This window comes from Thermomonas alba, from assembly GCF_022419205.1.
In the GTDB taxonomy this organism is placed as follows: Bacteria; Pseudomonadota; Gammaproteobacteria; order Xanthomonadales; family Xanthomonadaceae; genus Thermomonas; species Thermomonas alba.
This window is the reverse complement of the sequence record NZ_JAJOZU010000002.1, coordinates 12,934-28,439: the sequence shown is the minus strand read 5'-3', so window position 1 is coordinate 28,439 and position 15,506 is coordinate 12,934. Positions and strand designations below refer to the sequence as shown.

Genomic DNA, 15,506 nt, shown 5'->3' with positions numbered 1-15,506 from the left:
CTGGCGCAAACCGGCGCGTGCCGGCATCCTGTCGGGATGCCGGCCGCAGTCCTCCATACCCGCGCAGGCGCCGATCTTCCCCTGACCGCCTTGTCCGGGGTCGGGCCTGCGCTGGGCGAGAAACTGGCAGCGCGCGGGCTGCTGACGGTGCAGGATCTATGGCTGCACCTGCCGCGCAGCTACGAAGATCGCACCACGCTGACGCCGATCCGCGCTCTGCAGCCGGGCGTGCCGGCGCAGGTCGAGGGCCGGGTGGAGGCGGTCGAACGCGGCTTCCGCTATCGGCCGCAGCTGAAGGTGGCGCTGAGCGACGACTCGCGCGCGACCTTGCTGCTGCGTTTTTTCCATTTCCGCGCGGCGCAGGCGGCGCAGTTCGCGGTCGGCACGCGCGTGCGCGCCTATGGCACCCCACGACTGGGGCCGCAGGGGCTGGAAATCGTGCATCCCAGCTACCGCCTGCTCGCGGCAGGCGAGCATGCGCTGGGGCAGACCCTGGATCCGGTCTATCCCGCGATCGAAGGCGTCGGGCCAGCCAGCCTGCGCAGGCTGGTGCTGCAGGCGTTGCGTCATCTGCCGGACGAGCACGCGCTGGAACTGCTGCCCGAAGGCTGGCTGCAAGCGCTCGGCCTGCCCTCGCTGCGGCAGGCCATCCTCACCCTGCACATGCCGCCCAAGGAGGCTGATCTGACGGCATTGCAGGCCGGCCGCCACCCGGCGCAGCGGCGGCTGGCGCTGGAGGAACTGCTGGCGCACCAGCTTGGCCTGCGCCGGCAGCGGCTGGCGCTGCAGGCGGAGGGCGCGCGCCCGCTGCGCGGAGACGAGACGCTGGTGCGACGGCTGCGCTCGGCGCTGCCGTTCACGTTGACCGCCGCCCAGGAGCGGGTGTACGCGCAGCTGCGCGCGGACCTCATGCAGCCGCGCCCGATGCTGCGGCTGGTGCAGGGCGATGTCGGCAGTGGCAAGACCGTGGTGGCCGCGCTGGCGGCGCTGCTGGCGGTGGCCGATGGCCGCCAGGCCGCGCTGATGGCGCCGACCGAGCTGCTGGCCGAGCAGCACCTGGCCAACCTGCGCGCGTGGCTGCAGCCGCTGGGTGTGGAAGTGTGCTGGCTGGCGGGCAAGGTCACTGGCAAGGCGCGCGCGCAGGCGCTGCAGGCGGTGGCCTCGGGCGCGGCGCAGGTAGTGGTCGGCACCCACGCGCTGATGCAGGAGGGCGTGGAGTTCCACGATCTGGCGCTGGCCATCATCGATGAGCAGCACCGCTTCGGCGTGCACCAGCGGCTGGCGCTGCGCGACAAGGGGCGACGCGGCGTGCCGCACCAGCTGGTGATGACCGCCACCCCGATCCCGCGCACGCTGGCGATGAGCGCCTATGCCGACCTCGACGTGTCCGCGATCGACGAACTGCCGCCCGGGCGCACGCCGGTCACCACCATCGCGCTGTCCGCCGAGCGCCGTCCGGAGCTGGTCGAGCGCATCCGCGCCGCCTGCAGCGAGGGGCGCCAGGCTTACTGGGTGTGTACTCTGATCGACGACTCCGACGAGGTGCAGGCGCAGGCTGCGCAGTCAACGTTCGAGGCCCTGCAGGCCGCGCTGCCGGGGGTGCGCGTGGGGCTGGTGCACGGCCGCATGAAGGCGGCGGAAAAGCAGGCGGTGATGCGGGCCTTCAAGGACGGCGCGTGCGATCTCCTGGTGGCGACCACGGTGATCGAGGTCGGGGTGGACGTGCCCAATGCCTCGCTGATGGTGATCGAGAATGCCGAGCGCCTGGGGCTGGCCCAGCTGCACCAGTTGCGCGGGCGGGTCGGACGCGGGCGCGCCGCTTCCACCTGCGTGCTGCTGTACCAGGGGCCGCTATCGATGCTGGCGCGGCAGCGCCTGGACACCCTGCGCCAGACCAACGACGGCTTCGTGATCGCGGAAAAAGACCTCGAACTGCGCGGTCCCGGCGAGCTGCTCGGCACCCGCCAGACCGGGCTGGCCAGCTTCCGCATCGCCGACCTCGGGCGCGATGCCGACCTGCTGCCGCAGGTCCATGCCTTGTCCGATCGCCTGCTGCGCGAGGCGCCGGAGCTGGCCGAGCGCATCATCGCGCGTTGGGTCGGGGGCGCCGCGCGCTACGCGGCGGCCTGATTGCCGGACTTGATCGCCGGGCTTGATCGCAGGCGGCCGCTCAGGCCGGGCAGGCCTGAGCGTTGCCGCAGTAGATGTCGTGCAGGAGGGCCAGGATGCGCTGGGCCGGGCCGTCCGCGAGCCGGTAATAGATGGTCTGCGCTTCGCGCCGGGTGGTGACCAGGCCATCGGCGCGTAGCACCGCCAGGTGCTGCGAGAGCGCCGACTGGCTCAGCTCCACCTTGGCATTCAGCTCGCTGACCGAGCGCTCGCCGCCCACCAGCAGGCACAGCAGCATCAGCCGCTTGTCGTTGGCCAGTGTGCGCAGCAGCCGGGCGGCGTCGGAGGCGTGCTCGCGCATGGCTTCCGGGTCGAGTTCCAGCGATGGCGGTGGCGGGGAGCGGCGGGCCTTGCTCATGGTCGGGGGTGGCATCGAAAGGGTGGCAGTGTGCCAGCGATGGCTGGCGGCTGCCGGGAGCGGGTTCAGGCTTGATTTTATATCAGTTGACACTAATATAAGCAACATCTAAAGTTTAGAGGCCGCCAAACAGGCGTCAACGGGGATCGATGCAATGGCCAGGATCGTAGTGATGGGTGCAGGGCTGGGTGGCATGAGCGCGGCGTACGAGCTGCGCGAGGTGCTGGGCAAGAAGCACGAGATCGTGCTGGTGGGCAAGGGCGATGTGTTCAGCTTCACGCCGTCCAACCCCTGGCTGGCGGTGGGCTGGCGCAAGCCGGAGGACATCACCCTCAAAGTGTCCGACTACGTCGGCAAGCACGGCATCCGCTTCAACGGCGATGGCGTGGCCAGGATCGACGCCGCGGGCGATGCGGTGATCACCGAGGCCGGCGAGCGCATCGAATATGACTATCTGCTGATCTGCACCGGCCCCAAGCTGGCGTTCGAGGAGGTGCCGGGCACCGGTCCGGAGGGTGGCTATACCCAGTCGGTGTGCACCACCCCGCACGCCGAGCACGCCTGGCAGGCCTACCAGGAGTTCCTGAAGAGCCCCGGCCCGATCGTGATCGGCGCGGTGCAAGGCGCGAGCTGCTTCGGCCCTGCGTATGAGTTCGTGATGATCGTCGATGCCGACCTGCGCAAGCGCAAGCTGCGCGACAGGGTGCCGATCACCTTCGTCACCAGCGAGCCCTACATCGGCCACATGGGGCTTGGCGGCGTCGGCGATTCCAAGGGCCTGATGGAATCGGAGATGCGCCAGCGCCACATCAAGTGGATCGAGAACGCCAAGGTCGCCGAGGTGCGCGAGGGCGAGATGACCGTGGTGCCGCACGATGCCAAGGGGCAGCCGCTGGAGCCGCAGGTGCTGCCGTTCAAGTTCTCGATGCTGCTGCCGGCGTTCAAGGGCGTGGAGGCGGTGGCCGCGGTCGAAGGCCTGTGCAACCCCCGCGGCTTCGTGATCGTGGACAAGCACCAGCGCAGCCCGAAGTACCCGAAGATCTTCGCGGCCGGCGTATGCGTGGCGATTCCGCCGGTGGAGGCGACCCCGGTGCCGACCGGCGCGCCCAAGACCGGCTTCATGATCGAGTCGATGGTCACCACCATCGTGCGCAACATCAAGGCCGAGCTGGAAGGCAAGACGCCCGATTACGAAGGCACCTGGAATGCCGTGTGCCTGGCCGACATGGGTGATACCGGCGCGGCTTTCGTGGCGCTGCCGCAGATCCCGCCGCGCAACGTCACCTGGACCAAGATCGGCAAGTGGGTGCACCTGGCCAAGATCGGTTTCGAGAAGTACTTCCTCTACAAGATGCGCAATGGCACCAGCGAGCCAATCTACGAAAAGCACATCCTGAGCCTGCTCGGGATCGAGCGTCTGAAAGACGCCAAGTGAGTTTGCCGACGTCCACATTTCGATCCAAGGAGATTTCCCCATGAACCTCGACCGTGCCGTGATGGCCTTTGCCGGCGTGATGATCCTGGTCAGCGTGCTGCTGGTCTATTTCGTCTCGCCCAAGTGGCTGCTGTTCACCGCGTTCATCGGCCTGAACATGCTGCAGGCCAGCTTCACCGGCTTCTGCCCGGCGGCGATGATCTTCAAGAAGCTCGGCGTGCGCGGAGGCGGCTGTGCGTTCAACTAAGGCGCTACTGCCTGCCGCGCTGGCGCTGGCGCTGGCGGCCTGCGGCGGCGAAAAGCCGGCGCAGGTGCCGGCGTTGCCGGCGGGTCTTGCCACCTTCAAGGTCGAGGCCGGACAGGGCCTGCCCGGCCGTGGCTGGGACGGCGTGGTCGAGGCGGTGCGTCGCGCCGACCTCGCGGCGCAGACCGCAGGCCGCGTGCAGGAGGTCCTGGTGGACGTGAACCAGCCGGTCAAGGCAGGCCAGGTGCTGCTGCGGATCACCGCGGTGGAGCAGCAGGCCGGCGCCGAACTGGCGCGCGCGCAGCTGCGTGCGGCCGAGGCCAATGCCGCCGAAGCGGAGCAGACCTATCGCCGCTATCTTGCGCTGGCCGAGACGCAGTACGTCTCCAAGCTTCAGCTCGATCAGGTCAAGGCGGCGCGGGATGCGGCCATCGCCGCGCGCAACGCGGCGGCCGCCGCGTTGACCCAGGCCAGCCAGCAGGCTGCCTACACTGTGGTGCGCGCGCCGTATGCCGGCGTGGTGGCGCGCCGCGCCGTGGAGCCGGGCGAGACCGTCGCGCCGGGCATGCCGCTGATGAGCGTGTACGCGCCCGATGCGCTGCGCATCGAGGTCGCGGTGCCGCAGAGCCGTGCCGATGCGATCCGGCGCAATCCGGCCGCCAGCGTCACCCTGGGCGATGGCCGCACGCTCACCCCGACCAGCGTAATCGTGTTTCCGGCCGCCGATCCGCTCAGCCACAGCGTGAACGTGCGCGTGAACCTGCCGACGCTGGATCCACCGGTGGCGCCCGGCACCACCGCCAAGGTGGTGTTCGCGGCGGACAGCGTCGGCCCGGCCGAAGCCGCCGCCGCGATCCGCATCCCGGCGGCCAGCATCGCCCAGCGCGGCGAACTGACCGGCGTCTACGTGGTGCAGGATGGTCGCCTGCTGCTGCGCCAGGTGCGCCTGGGCGCACGCGTGGGCGATCAGGTGGAGATCATTTCCGGACTGAAGGCGGGCGACGTGGTGGCGCAGGACCCGGTCGCCGCGCTGCAGGCGCTGGCAGCCCAGAGAAAGGCGGGGGAAGGCCGTGGCTGAGCGCACGCGCATGGGGATTTCCGGGCGGCTGGCGGCGGCATTCCAGAACAATCCGCTGACCCCGATCCTGGCGATCATGGGGCTGCTGTTGGGCCTGCTGGCGGTGGTCATCACGCCGCGTGAGGAGGAGCCGCAGATCGACGTGACGATGGCCAGCGTCATCGTCCCGTTCGATGGCGCCAGCAGCCGCGACGTCGAGCAATGGGTGGCCACCCCGCTCGAGCAAAAGTTGTCCGAGATCGAGGGCGTCAAGCACGTCTATTCCATCAGCCGTCCGGGCGTGGCGGCGCTGACCGTGGAGTTCGAGGTCGGCGTGCCGCGTCAGCCGGCGCTGGTGCGGCTGTACAACCAGGTGTTCTCGAACGCCGATTTCCTGCCGCAGCGCGCCGGTGTCGGCCAGCCGCTGGTCAAGCCCAAGGGCATCGACGATGTGCCGGTGATGGCGCTCACCCTGTGGAGCGATGATCCGCATACGGACGCCACCCGGCTGGCGGAGGTCGCGCACACGCTGGAGGCCGAACTCAAGCGCATTCCCGGCACCCGCGACATCTACACCATCGGCGCGCCCGACCGCAGCGTGCTGGTGACGCTGGATGCGGCCAAGCTCGCCGCTTATGGCATGGGTGTCAACGATCTCGCCCAGGCCTTGCAGGCGGCCAATCTGGTGCACCAGGCCGGCGAGCGCGTGGACGCGGCGCGGGGCGTGGTGCCGGTGACCGCCGGCCGCTATCTGGCCGATGCCGACGATGTCGCCAACCTGGTGATCGGCAGCCGCGACGGCAAGCCGATCCTGCTCTCCGACGTGGCCCGCATCGAGCCGCGCGGCGATCTCGCCAGCCGTTACGTCTGGTACGGCGCGCCGCCAGGACGCCCGGGACCGCAGGCGGGTATTTCACCGGCGGTCACCATCGCCATCGCCAAGAAGCCGGGCAGCAATGCCTCCGACATCACCCGTGCCGTGGCCGCGCGCGTGCAGCAGCTGAAGGGCGAGCTGATCCCGGCCGGTGTGCACGTCAGCGTCACCCGCGACTACGGCGCGACCGCCAGCGACAAGGCGCAGAAGCTGATCCAGAAGCTGGTGTTCGCCACCGGCAGCGTGGTGCTGCTGGTGCTGTTCGCGCTGGGCTGGCGCGAGGCCATCGTGGTCGGCAGCGCTGTCATCCTGACGCTGGCGCTGACGCTGTTCGCGTCCAAGGTCATGGGCTTTACCTTGAACCGGGTGTCGCTGTTCGCGCTGATCTTCTCGATCGGCATCCTGGTGGACGATGCCATCGTGGTGGTGGAGAACATCCACCGGCATCTGGCCATTCCGGATGCGGATGGGCGCAAACGCAGCCTGCGTGAGGTCATTCCGCTGGCGGTAGACGAAGTCGGCGGGCCGACCATCCTGGCCACGCTGACGGTGATCGCGGCGCTGATGCCGATGGCGTTCGTGTCCGGGCTGATGGGCCCGTACATGCGGCCGATCCCGATCAACGCATCGGTCGGCATGCTGCTGTCGCTGGCGGTTGCCCTGATCGTCACGCCGTGGCTGTCGCTGAAGCTGCTGGCCCGCCACGGCCACGCCGCCGCGACCGATCATGATCACGAGGTGCATCAGCAGACCTGGCTGCATCGCCTGTTTCAGCGGGTGATGTCGCCGTTCCTGCGCGGCGATGGCGCCGACCGCAAGCGCAACCTGCTGTTCGCCTCGATGGTGGGCCTGGTGCTGCTGGCGGGGTCGCTGGCGGTGTTCAAGCTGGTGGTGCTGAAGATGCTGCCGTTCGACAACAAGTCGGAAGTGCAGGTGGTGGTCGACATGCCCGAGGGCAGCACCGTGGAGCAGACCAACGCGCTGCTGACCGAGCTGGCCGCGGCAGTGGATACGGTGCCGGAAGTGCTGAACTACCAGGGTTATGCCGGAACCGCCTCGCCGATCAACTTCAACGGTCTGGTGCGCCAGTACTTCCTGCGCAGCGCGGCGAACATGGGCGATCTGCAGATCAACCTGGTGGACAAGCACCATCGCAAGCGCCAGAGCCACGAGATCGCGCTGGCGATGCGGCCGATGCTGGCCAAACTGGGCGAGAAGTACGGCGCCTCGGTGAAGGTGGTGGAAGTGCCGCCGGGCCCGCCGGTGCTGTCGCCGCTGGTGGCCGAGGTCTACGGGCCGGACTACGCCGGCCAGCGCAAGGTCGCGCTGGCGCTGGCCAAGGGGCCGTTCGCACGCACCGAAGGCATCGTGGACATCGACACCACGGTCGAGGCGGAGGCGCCGCGCGAGCAGATCGTGGTGGACCGCGAGCGTGCCGCGCGCCTGGGCGTGCCGCAGTCCGCCATCGCCGACGCTATCGCGATGGCGGTCTCGGGGCTGGATGCCACCTACGTGCACGACGGCGCCTCGAAGTACCCGCGCCCGGTGCGCCTGCGCCTGCCGGCGCAGGATCAGGCGGCGCTGTCCTCGCTGCTGGCGCTGAAGGTGCGCGGCGCGCAGGGCCAGCTGGTGCCGCTGTCGGAGCTGGTGCGGGTGGTGCGGGCGCGCTGGGACGGCGCGATCTACCACAAGGACGGCCTGCCGGTGGTGTACGTCACCGCAGATGAGGCCGGCAAGCTCGACAGTCCGCTGTACGGCATGTTCGGGATCGTCGGCAAGCTGGATAAAGAAAAGGTGGCGGGCCAGACCCTGGCGCAGACCTTCATCGCGCAGCCGGCCGATACCAGCGACTACGCCATCAAGTGGGACGGCGAGTGGCAGATCACCTACGAAACCTTCCGCGACATGGGCATCGCCTACGCGGCCGGCATGGTGCTGATCTACCTGCTGGTGGTGGCGCAGTTCCGCAGCTACCTGGTGCCGCTGGTGATCATGGCGCCGATCCCGCTGACCATCATCGGGGTGATGCCGGGCCATGCGCTGCTGGGCAAGCAGTTCACCGCCACCAGCATGATCGGCATGATCGCGCTGGCCGGCATCATCGTGCGCAACTCGATCCTGCTGGTGGACTTCATCAACCAGGAGACCGCGCGCGGGGTGCCGCTGGTGGAGGCGGTGATCGACGCCTGCGCGGTGCGCGCCAAGCCGATCGCGCTGACCGGCGTGGCGGCGATGCTGGGCGCGTTCTTCATCCTCGACGACCCGATCTTCAACGGGCTGGCGATCTCGCTGATCTTCGGCATCTTCGTCAGCACGCTGCTCACGCTGGTGGTGATCCCGCTGCTGTACTACGTGCTGCGCAAGCGCCAGCAGGCCCATACTGCGGCATCATGACCGACGAAGGGAGCAAACGCATGAGTGAAGACGCGGGCATTCGTCTGGTGCTGGAACAGGAGGGTCCTTATGCCTTCCGGATCCGCTTCGAAGGCACCGATCTGGAGGCGCTGCACACCGACGAGCCACCGCCGCTGGGCGGCGGCGCGGGGCCCAATCCCTCGCACCTGCTGCTGGCGGGCGTGGCCAACTGCCTGTCCGCCAGCCTGCTGTTCGCGCTGCGCAAGTTCAAGAACGCGCCCGGCCCGATCCGCACCGAGATCGTCGCCCACAAGGCGCGCAACGAAGCCGGGCGCTGGCGCATCCCGCGCGCGGAGGTGACCATCCGCCTCGCCGATTCGGCGGCGAAGCTGGAGCATTTCGAGCGCGTGCTGGCGCAGTTCGAGCAGTTCTGCATCGTCACCCAGAGCGTGCGCGAGGGCATCGACGTCGAGGTACGGGTGATCGATGCCGAGGGCCAGGCCTTCGTCACCGGGATCAGCGAGGGTGCGGCATGAGGGACCCCAGCCTGCTAGTGGCCTGCCCGGCCTGCCACGCGCTCAACCGCGTGCCGCAGGCGCGGCTGGCGGAGCGTCCCAAGTGCGGAAAATGCGGCGCGGCGCTGTTTGCCGGCAAGCCGGTGGCGCTGGATGCCGCCGGGTTCCATGCCCACGTGGAGCGCGCCGAGCTGCCGGTGCTGGTCGATTTCTGGGCGCCGTGGTGCGGCCCGTGCCGGATGATGGCCCCGCAGTTCGAGGCCGCGGCGGCGCAACTGGAGCCGTATGTGCGGCTGGCGAAGGTGGATACCGAGGCGCAGCCGGCGCTGGGCGCGCGCTTCGGCATCCGCAGCATTCCCACGCTCGCCCTGTTCCGCGGCGGGCGCGAGCTGGCGCGCCAGGCCGGGGCCATGGGCGCCGCCGACATCGTGCGCTGGACGCGTCAGCATCTTTGACCCGAGGAGCGGAGCGTGAGCCAGTCCTATCCGGAGTTGATCGACGATCTCAATGCGGCCATCGCCAAGCTGCGCGCGGGCGCCCCCGAGCCGATGCGCGGCTTTTCCATGCTCGCGCGCGAGGCGCTCAAGCCCGGCGCGCTGGACGTGAAGACCAAGGAGCTGGTCGCGATGGGGATCGTCATCGCCACCCGCTGCGACGGCTGCATCGGCTTCCACGCCAAGGCCGCGATCAAGGCCGGCGCGACCCGCGAGGAAGTTCTGGAAACCCTGTCGATGGCGATCTACATGGGCGCAGGGCCGTCGATGATCTATGCCGCCGAGGCGCTGCGCGCCTTCGACGAGCTCTCTGCCCCGCAGGAGGCCGAGGCATGAGGTCGCGCGCATTGCTCAGCGTGTTGTTGGCGGTGGCCGTGGCCAGCGGCTGCGCGCATGCGCCGCCGCCGGCAGTGACCGAAGTCCAACTGCACGAGCCGCTGCCGGGGCTGTACACCTCCGGCCAGCCGGCGCCGGGCGACTGGCGCGCGCTGAAGGCGCGCGGGGTGCGCACGGTGGTGGACCTGCGCGTGCCGGGCGAGTTGAAGGGGCGCGACGAGGCCGCCGAAGTGCGCGCTGCCGGGCTGCGCTACGTCAACATCCCGGTGGACGGCGGCCAGGGCCTGACCGACGCCAACGCGCGCGCCCTGCACGCGGTGCTGGCGCCGGCCCACGGCGGGGTGCTGGTGCATTGCTCCAGCGGCAACCGCGCCGGCGCGCTGCTGGCGCTGGAACAGTTCGAGCTCGATCACGCCGCGGCGGAGCAGGCGCTGGCCCTGGGCAAGGCGGCCGGGCTGACCCATCTGGAAGCGCTGCTGCGGCAGCATCTGGGCCTGAGCGCGCCGGAGGCGAAATGAATCCGCGCATCACCGTGGTCGGCGCCGGTTTCGCCGGATTGACCGCGCTGCGCACCCTGCGTCGGCACGCGCCCGAGGCCGAGCTGACCCTGGTCGCGCCGCGCGCCGAGCTGCACTACCTGCCGGGCAGCATCTGGCTGCCCGCCGGCACTCGCCGGCGCGAGGACCTGGTGGTGCCGCTGGACCGCTTCCTCGCCCGCCAGCGCATCCACTTCCACCAGGCGCAGGCCACCGGGCTGTCGGAAGACGCGCGGGTGCTGCACACCGACGCCGGCGATGTCCGCAACGACGGCTTGATCCTGGCCACCGGCGCGCGCTTCCTGCGCAAGCTGCCGGGGATCGAGCACGCCATCATCCCCTGCGATGGCATCGCCGCCGGCGAGGCCATCCGCGACCGCCTGGCGGCGCTGCAGGGCGGCACGCTGTGCTTCGGCTTTGGCGCCAATCCGAACGAGCCGGTCGCCATGCGCGGCGGCCCGGTGTTCGAGTTCCTGTTCGGGATCGACACCCTGCTGCGCCGGCAGCGCCGCCGCGAGCGTTTCCGGCTGGTGTTCTTCAGCCCCTCCGACAAGCCCGGCCAGCGGCTGGGCGAGAAGGCGGTCGGCATGATCCTGGGCGAGATGCGCAAGCGCGGCATCGACACCGTGCTGGGCGAGAAGCCGGTGCGTTTCGAGGCCGACGCGGTGCAGCTGGAGCGCACCCGCCTCGACAGCGCGATGACCGTCTTCATGCCCGGGTTGACCGGCCAGGCCTGGTTGGATGCGACCACGCTGCCGCGCTCGCCGGGCGGGTTCGTGCAGGGCGATGCGCAGTGCCGGGTACCGGGCGTGGCCTGCACCTTCGTCGCGGGCGATGGCGGCAGCTTCCCCGGCCCGGACTGGTTGCCCAAGCAGGCGCATCAGGCCGATCTGCAGGCCGGGGTGGCGGCACGCAACCTGCTGCGCACCCTGCGCGGCGAGCCGGTGGAGGAAGCGTTCACCGCCGAGCTGGTGTGCATCGTGGACACCCTCGATCGCGGCCTGCTGGTCAGCCGCAAGGGGGACAGTGCGCGCGCGCTGCCGCCGCTGCGGCTGATGCACTGGGCCAAGGCCGCGTTCGAGAAGCGCTATCTGCGCCAGTACCGCTGAGCGGCGGCATGCGGGCACCCGCGGGCTTCACCCGCCCGCGGCGCGCCAGGCGAAGCCAGCAGTACAGGCCAGCGCCAGCGGCCACAGCAGCCACGGGGAGAACAGCCGGCGCAGCATGCCGGACTCGAAGCGGAAGCCGCTGCCGTGCACGAACAGGGCGCAGACCGCCAGCAGCACCAGGGTCATCCAGCCGTGTTCGGCGGCGCTCAGTTCCCGCCCGCGCGCCGCGGGCAGGATGAGCAGGCCGAGCGCGAGCAGCGCGCCCAGCAGCAGGGAGCCCAGGCGTGCCATCGTCGTCCCCTTTAGGGCGCTTCGAACGGCGCCTTCACGCCGCGCGCGCGGTCGCTCTTCATCTCGTACCACATCGCATTGAGGATGGCGAAGGCCGCCGCGAAGGCAATGCCGAGGATCCACGAGAAGTACCACATCAGTAGCCACCTCCATTGCGGGCTTGTTCTTCGACGTGCGCGCGGGTCACCTGCCCGCGCATCGGGCATGACGGCTTACCTCGAAGACGAGGGAACGGAAGAGGATTGCAGCTGGCGGGCCACCGCGTCGGCATCGACTGCCGGGCGCTGGCCGGGCCCGAAGAACAGGACGTAGAGCAGGGCGAGCAGCGACAGCTTGATCGCGATCAACAGCAGCAGGTGGCGTCGCAGCCAGGCCCAAGGGGAGGGCGGCGTCGTGCCATGGGATGGGGGGTTCGCCATCGCCGGATGCATGGAGGTTTGCTCTTCAGGAACCCTGCGCACATTATTTCAGCTTTTTCTAATATACAAGAGCGCAAGCCACCGTGGGACAAAATGTCCAGCGCGATCAATCCGCGATTTCCAGGCGGTCGCGGCCGTTCTGCTTGGCCCGGTACAGCGCGGCATCGGCGCGCGCAAGCCACTGCTCGCGCGTTTCTCCCGGGTGCAAGGCGGCAGCCCCGGCCGATATGGTCACCGGCATCTGCTGGATGCGCAGCCTGGCGTGGACCAGCGCCTGCAGTTTGGCGAAGGCCGCCTGGGCGCCAGCGATGCCGGTGTTCTCGAGCAGCAGTACGAACTCCTCGCCGCCGTAGCGGAACAGGCGATCACCAGCGCGGGTATGCGCATGGATCAGGTCCACGAACTGGCACAGCACCTGGTCGCCAGCTTCATGGCCGTAGCGGTCGTTGACCTGCTTGAAGTGATCGAGGTCCAGCAGCAGCAGCGCGCTCGGACGCATCTGGCGCGCGCCGGTGGCCATGGCGATGTCCAGCTCTTGCTCCAGAGCGCGGCGGTTACGGGCGCCGGTCAAGGCATCGTGAGTAGCCAGGCGTTCCAGCATCTGATGCTGTATGGCCGTGCGGTGAGCGAAAATGAACGCGAACAGCGCGACCAGCAGCTGCGTGGTGATCACGCTGGCGCGCTGCACGGGATCATCGAATGCCCCGGGGATGAACTGCGCCAGCGCGATCCCGGCCAGGGCCAGGCTGACGGCGATATTGCGGCCGACGATGAAGAAGTTGGCCAGCATGGCCACGTACATCCAGTACAGACCCGGCTTGCCCAGCAGGACTTCCACTGCCAGGCTGCCGGCCGTATTGCACAGCGCGATGATCACCCCGGCGCGGTCGAGCTTGCCGCTGCGCCAGGCGTACAGCGCGCTGCCGCAGATGGCGCTGGCCACCAGCAGATCGGCGGTGCCGGCCACCGGGTTGCCTTGCCAGAAGCGCAGAAGACTGAACGGCAGGATGGCCAGTACGCCGATCGCGCCGAGCACCGAGATCATGCTCAGCTGAAAGTCATTGCGCAGCCGGAACAGGACGTTGGAGAGCGCGGCTTTCATGGTCGATCGCAGGCTTGATTACGATGCGCGCCGCCCGCCGTGTAGGCGAGCGGCGCGGCAGGATCAGCGCGATGTTCCGCCGGTTGGCATGGCCGCTGGCGCAGGCGCGCTGACGGTCGTGGCCGCCGGGGTGGCGCTGGAGACCGGCGTGGCGGGTGTGACCGGCAGCAGCGGCACGATCAGCAGCGCCACGATGTTGATGATCTTGATCAGCGGGTTCACTGCGGGGCCTGCGGTATCCTTGTAGGGATCGCCGACGGTGTCGCCGGTCACCGCCGCCTTGTGCGCCTCGGAGCCCTTGCCGCCGAAGTGGCCGTCCTCGATGTGCTTCTTGGCGTTGTCCCACGCGCCGCCGCCGGTGGTCATCGAGATGGCCACGAATAGGCCGGTGACGATGGTGCCGATCAAGAGCCCGCCCAGCGCCTGCGCTCCCAGGGTCAGGCCGACCACGACCGGCACCACGACCGGCAGCAGCGAGGGCAGGATCATCTCCTTGATCGCCGACTTGGTCAGCATGTCCACCGCCTTGTCGTACTGCGGCTTGCCGCTGCCGTCCATGATGCCCTTGATCTCGCGGAACTGGCGGCGCACCTCCTCCACCACGCTGCCCGCCGCGCGGCCCACGGCTTCCATCGCCATCGCGCCGAACAGATACGGGATCAGGCCGCCGATCAGCAACCCGATGATGACCATGTGGTTGGACAGGTCGAAGGTGAAGGTCGCATCGGGATGCTGGGTCTGCAGGTTGTGGGTGTAGTCCGCGAACAGCACCAGCGACGCCAGCGCGGCCGAGCCGATGGCGTAGCCCTTGGTGACCGCTTTGGTGGTGTTGCCCACCGCGTCCAGCGGGTCGGTGACGCTGCGCACCTCCGGCGGCAGCTCGCTCATCTCGGCGATGCCGCCGGCGTTGTCGGTGATCGGCCCGTAGGCGTCCAGCGCCACGATCATGCCGGCCATCGACAGCATCGAGGTGGCGGCGATTGCGATCCCGTACAGCCCGCCAAGCGTGTAGGCGCCGAGGATCGAGGCGCACACCGCCAGCACCGGCAGCGCGGTGGCCTTCATCGACACGCCGAGGCCGGCGATGATGTTGGTGCCGTGGCCGGTGGTGGAGGCCTGCGCGACGTGCTTCACCGGCGCGTACTGGGTGCCGGTGTAGTACTCGGTGATCCAGACGATGGCGCCGGTGAGCGCCAGGCCGATCAGCGCGCAGCCGTACAGGTTCATCGCCCCGAAGCTGGAGTCGCCCATCAGCTGGGTGGTGATCGGGTAGAAGGCGACGGCCGCGAGCGCGGCCGACACGATCACCCCGCGGTACAGCGCGCCCATGATGTTGGGGTTGCTGCCGGAGACCTTCACGAAGAAGGTACCGATGATCGAAGCGAGGATCGACGCGCCGCCCAGCACCAGCGGATACAGCACCGCATGCTGGCCGACGCTGGCGACCATCAGCCCGCCCAGCAGCATGGTGGCGATCACCGTCACCGCGTAGGTCTCGAACAGGTCGGCGGCCATGCCGGCGCAGTCGCCCACGTTGTCGCCCACGTTGTCGGCGATCACCGCCGGGTTGCGCGGGTCGTCCTCGGGAATGCCGGCTTCGACCTTGCCCACTAGGTCGGCGCCGACGTCGGCGCCCTTGGTGAAGATGCCGCCGCCCAGGCGCGCGAAGATCGAGATCAGCGAGCTGCCGAAGGCCAGGCCCACCAGCGCGTGCAGCGCCTCGGCCTGGGTCGCGCCCATCGGGTGGGTGAGCACGTACCAGTAGCCGGCCACGCCCAGCAGGCCCAGGCCGACCACCAGCATGCCGGTGATCGCGCCGCCCTTGAAGGCGACGTTCATCGCCGGGCCCATGCCGCTGCGCGCGGCCTCGGCGGTGCGCACGTTGGCGCGTACCGACACGTTCATGCCAATGTAGCCGGCTGCGCCGGACAGCACCGCGCCGATCGCGAACCCGATCGCGGTATGCCAACTCAGGAAGAAACCAATCAGCAGCAGCAGCACCACGCCGGCGACGGCAATCGTGGTGTACTGCCGGTTGAGATAGGCGCGCGCGCCCTCCTGGATCGCGCCGGCGATCTGCTGCATGCGCTCGTTGCCGGCGGGTTGCCGATCGATCCAAAGGGCGGCCCACAGGCCATATGCGATTGCGACGACGGCACAGGCCAGCGCCAGCACCAAACCATATTGCTCCAGCATGAAACCCCTCCCCGGG

The 15,506-nt window shown here is 69.3% G+C and carries 16 protein-coding genes; 10 read left to right on the top strand and 6 right to left on the bottom strand.

Going from position 1 to position 15,506, the window contains the following annotated elements; all coding sequences use genetic code 11:
• Positions 1-36: 36 nt before the first annotated feature.
• Entirely contained in the window at positions 37-2,130 is a 2,094-nt protein-coding gene (gene recG, locus ML342_RS02655; protein WP_240125386.1) for an ATP-dependent DNA helicase RecG, read from the top strand.
• Positions 2,131-2,170: 40 nt separating this feature from the next.
• On the opposite strand, the gene ML342_RS02650 is transcribed toward recG, so the two are convergent.
• Positions 2,171-2,527, bottom strand: a complete 357-nt coding sequence (locus ML342_RS02650) for an ArsR/SmtB family transcription factor (RefSeq protein WP_240125385.1) — start codon at positions 2,525-2,527, stop codon at positions 2,171-2,173.
• A 154-nt stretch (positions 2,528-2,681) separates the two neighbouring features.
• Between ML342_RS02650 and ML342_RS02645 the strand changes: the two genes are divergently transcribed.
• Genes ML342_RS02645 through ML342_RS02605 form a run of 9 tightly spaced genes read left to right on the top strand, consistent with a single transcriptional unit; the run spans position 2,682 to position 11,482 of the window.
• Positions 2,682-3,962 carry an NAD(P)/FAD-dependent oxidoreductase gene (locus ML342_RS02645; protein WP_240125384.1) on the top strand — a complete coding sequence of 427 codons (1,281 nt, stop codon included), beginning with the start codon at positions 2,682-2,684 and terminating at the stop codon, positions 3,960-3,962.
• Positions 3,963-4,002: 40 nt separating this feature from the next.
• A complete protein-coding gene (locus ML342_RS02640) occupies positions 4,003-4,209 on the top strand; it encodes a YgaP family membrane protein (RefSeq protein WP_240125383.1) in 207 nt (68 codons plus the stop codon).
• Entirely contained in the window at positions 4,196-5,284 is a 1,089-nt protein-coding gene (locus tag ML342_RS02635) for an efflux RND transporter periplasmic adaptor subunit (RefSeq protein WP_240125382.1), read from the top strand. The genes ML342_RS02640 and ML342_RS02635 overlap by 14 nt, the downstream gene beginning before the upstream one ends.
• Positions 5,277-8,531 carry an efflux RND transporter permease subunit gene (locus ML342_RS02630; RefSeq protein ID WP_338064978.1) on the top strand — a complete coding sequence of 1,085 codons (3,255 nt, stop codon included), beginning with the start codon at positions 5,277-5,279 and terminating at the stop codon, positions 8,529-8,531. The genes ML342_RS02635 and ML342_RS02630 overlap by 8 nt, the downstream gene beginning before the upstream one ends.
• A gap of 20 nt (positions 8,532-8,551) precedes the next feature.
• Positions 8,552-9,028 carry an OsmC family protein gene (locus tag ML342_RS02625; RefSeq protein ID WP_240125381.1) on the top strand — a complete coding sequence of 159 codons (477 nt, stop codon included), beginning with the start codon at positions 8,552-8,554 and terminating at the stop codon, positions 9,026-9,028.
• Positions 9,025-9,462, top strand: coding sequence for a thioredoxin TrxC (trxC, locus tag ML342_RS02620; protein WP_240125380.1), 438 nt, complete (start codon positions 9,025-9,027; stop codon positions 9,460-9,462). Before ML342_RS02625 ends, trxC begins: the two co-directional genes overlap by 4 nt.
• 15 nt (positions 9,463-9,477) lie before the next feature.
• A complete protein-coding gene (locus ML342_RS02615) occupies positions 9,478-9,837 on the top strand; it encodes a carboxymuconolactone decarboxylase family protein (protein WP_240125379.1) in 360 nt (119 codons plus the stop codon).
• The gene (locus tag ML342_RS02610) at positions 9,834-10,355 is read left to right on the top strand and encodes a protein tyrosine phosphatase family protein (RefSeq protein WP_240125378.1); all 522 of its coding nucleotides are present in this window, start codon (positions 9,834-9,836) and stop codon (positions 10,353-10,355) included. Before ML342_RS02615 ends, ML342_RS02610 begins: the two co-directional genes overlap by 4 nt.
• On the top strand, positions 10,352-11,482 hold the full coding sequence (locus ML342_RS02605; protein ID WP_240125377.1) for an NAD(P)/FAD-dependent oxidoreductase: 1,131 nt from the start codon (positions 10,352-10,354) through the stop codon (positions 11,480-11,482). The genes ML342_RS02610 and ML342_RS02605 overlap by 4 nt, the downstream gene beginning before the upstream one ends.
• A gap of 27 nt (positions 11,483-11,509) precedes the next feature.
• Here ML342_RS02605 and ML342_RS02600 read toward each other — a convergent pair whose 3' ends face one another.
• From ML342_RS02600 to ML342_RS02580, 5 genes are all read right to left on the bottom strand, one after another.
• On the bottom strand, positions 11,510-11,773 hold the full coding sequence (locus ML342_RS02600; RefSeq protein WP_240125376.1) for a cyd operon YbgE family protein: 264 nt from the start codon (positions 11,771-11,773) through the stop codon (positions 11,510-11,512).
• Positions 11,774-11,784: 11 nt separating this feature from the next.
• Positions 11,785-11,910: a cytochrome bd-I oxidase subunit CydX gene (gene cydX, locus ML342_RS02595; RefSeq protein ID WP_114960595.1), complete on the bottom strand. Its 126-nt coding sequence runs from the start codon at positions 11,908-11,910 to the stop codon at positions 11,785-11,787.
• Positions 11,911-11,985: 75 nt separating this feature from the next.
• Positions 11,986-12,192, bottom strand: a complete 207-nt coding sequence (cydP, locus tag ML342_RS02590; protein ID WP_240125375.1) for a cytochrome oxidase putative small subunit CydP — start codon at positions 12,190-12,192, stop codon at positions 11,986-11,988.
• A gap of 106 nt (positions 12,193-12,298) precedes the next feature.
• On the bottom strand, positions 12,299-13,294 hold the full coding sequence (locus ML342_RS02585; RefSeq protein ID WP_240125374.1) for a GGDEF domain-containing protein: 996 nt from the start codon (positions 13,292-13,294) through the stop codon (positions 12,299-12,301).
• A gap of 63 nt (positions 13,295-13,357) precedes the next feature.
• Complete coding sequence (locus tag ML342_RS02580) at positions 13,358-15,490, bottom strand: sodium-translocating pyrophosphatase (RefSeq protein WP_240125373.1); 2,133 nt, start codon at positions 15,488-15,490, stop codon at positions 13,358-13,360.
• Positions 15,491-15,506 lie beyond the last annotated feature (16 nt).

Bases quoted from the DNA above. Each gene is read 5' to 3' on its own strand.
- recG (WP_240125386.1), top strand. From the start codon at position 37: ATGCCGGCCGCAGTCCTCCATACCCGCGCAGGCGCCGATCTTCCCCTG.
- ML342_RS02650 (WP_240125385.1), bottom strand. From the start codon at position 2,527: ATGAGCAAGGCCCGCCGCTCCCCGCCACCGCCATCGCTGGAACTCGAC.
- ML342_RS02645 (WP_240125384.1), top strand. From the start codon at position 2,682: ATGGCCAGGATCGTAGTGATGGGTGCAGGGCTGGGTGGCATGAGCGCG.
- ML342_RS02640 (WP_240125383.1), top strand. From the start codon at position 4,003: ATGAACCTCGACCGTGCCGTGATGGCCTTTGCCGGCGTGATGATCCTG.
- ML342_RS02625 (WP_240125381.1), top strand. From the start codon at position 8,552: ATGAGTGAAGACGCGGGCATTCGTCTGGTGCTGGAACAGGAGGGTCCT.
- trxC (WP_240125380.1), top strand. From the start codon at position 9,025: ATGAGGGACCCCAGCCTGCTAGTGGCCTGCCCGGCCTGCCACGCGCTC.
- ML342_RS02610 (WP_240125378.1), top strand. From the start codon at position 9,834: ATGAGGTCGCGCGCATTGCTCAGCGTGTTGTTGGCGGTGGCCGTGGCC.
- ML342_RS02605 (WP_240125377.1), top strand. From the start codon at position 10,352: ATGAATCCGCGCATCACCGTGGTCGGCGCCGGTTTCGCCGGATTGACC.
- ML342_RS02600 (WP_240125376.1), bottom strand. From the start codon at position 11,773: ATGGCACGCCTGGGCTCCCTGCTGCTGGGCGCGCTGCTCGCGCTCGGC.
- cydX (WP_114960595.1), bottom strand. From the start codon at position 11,910: ATGTGGTACTTCTCGTGGATCCTCGGCATTGCCTTCGCGGCGGCCTTC.
- cydP (WP_240125375.1), bottom strand. From the start codon at position 12,192: ATGGCGAACCCCCCATCCCATGGCACGACGCCGCCCTCCCCTTGGGCC.
- ML342_RS02585 (WP_240125374.1), bottom strand. From the start codon at position 13,294: ATGAAAGCCGCGCTCTCCAACGTCCTGTTCCGGCTGCGCAATGACTTT.
- ML342_RS02580 (WP_240125373.1), bottom strand. From the start codon at position 15,490: ATGCTGGAGCAATATGGTTTGGTGCTGGCGCTGGCCTGTGCCGTCGTC.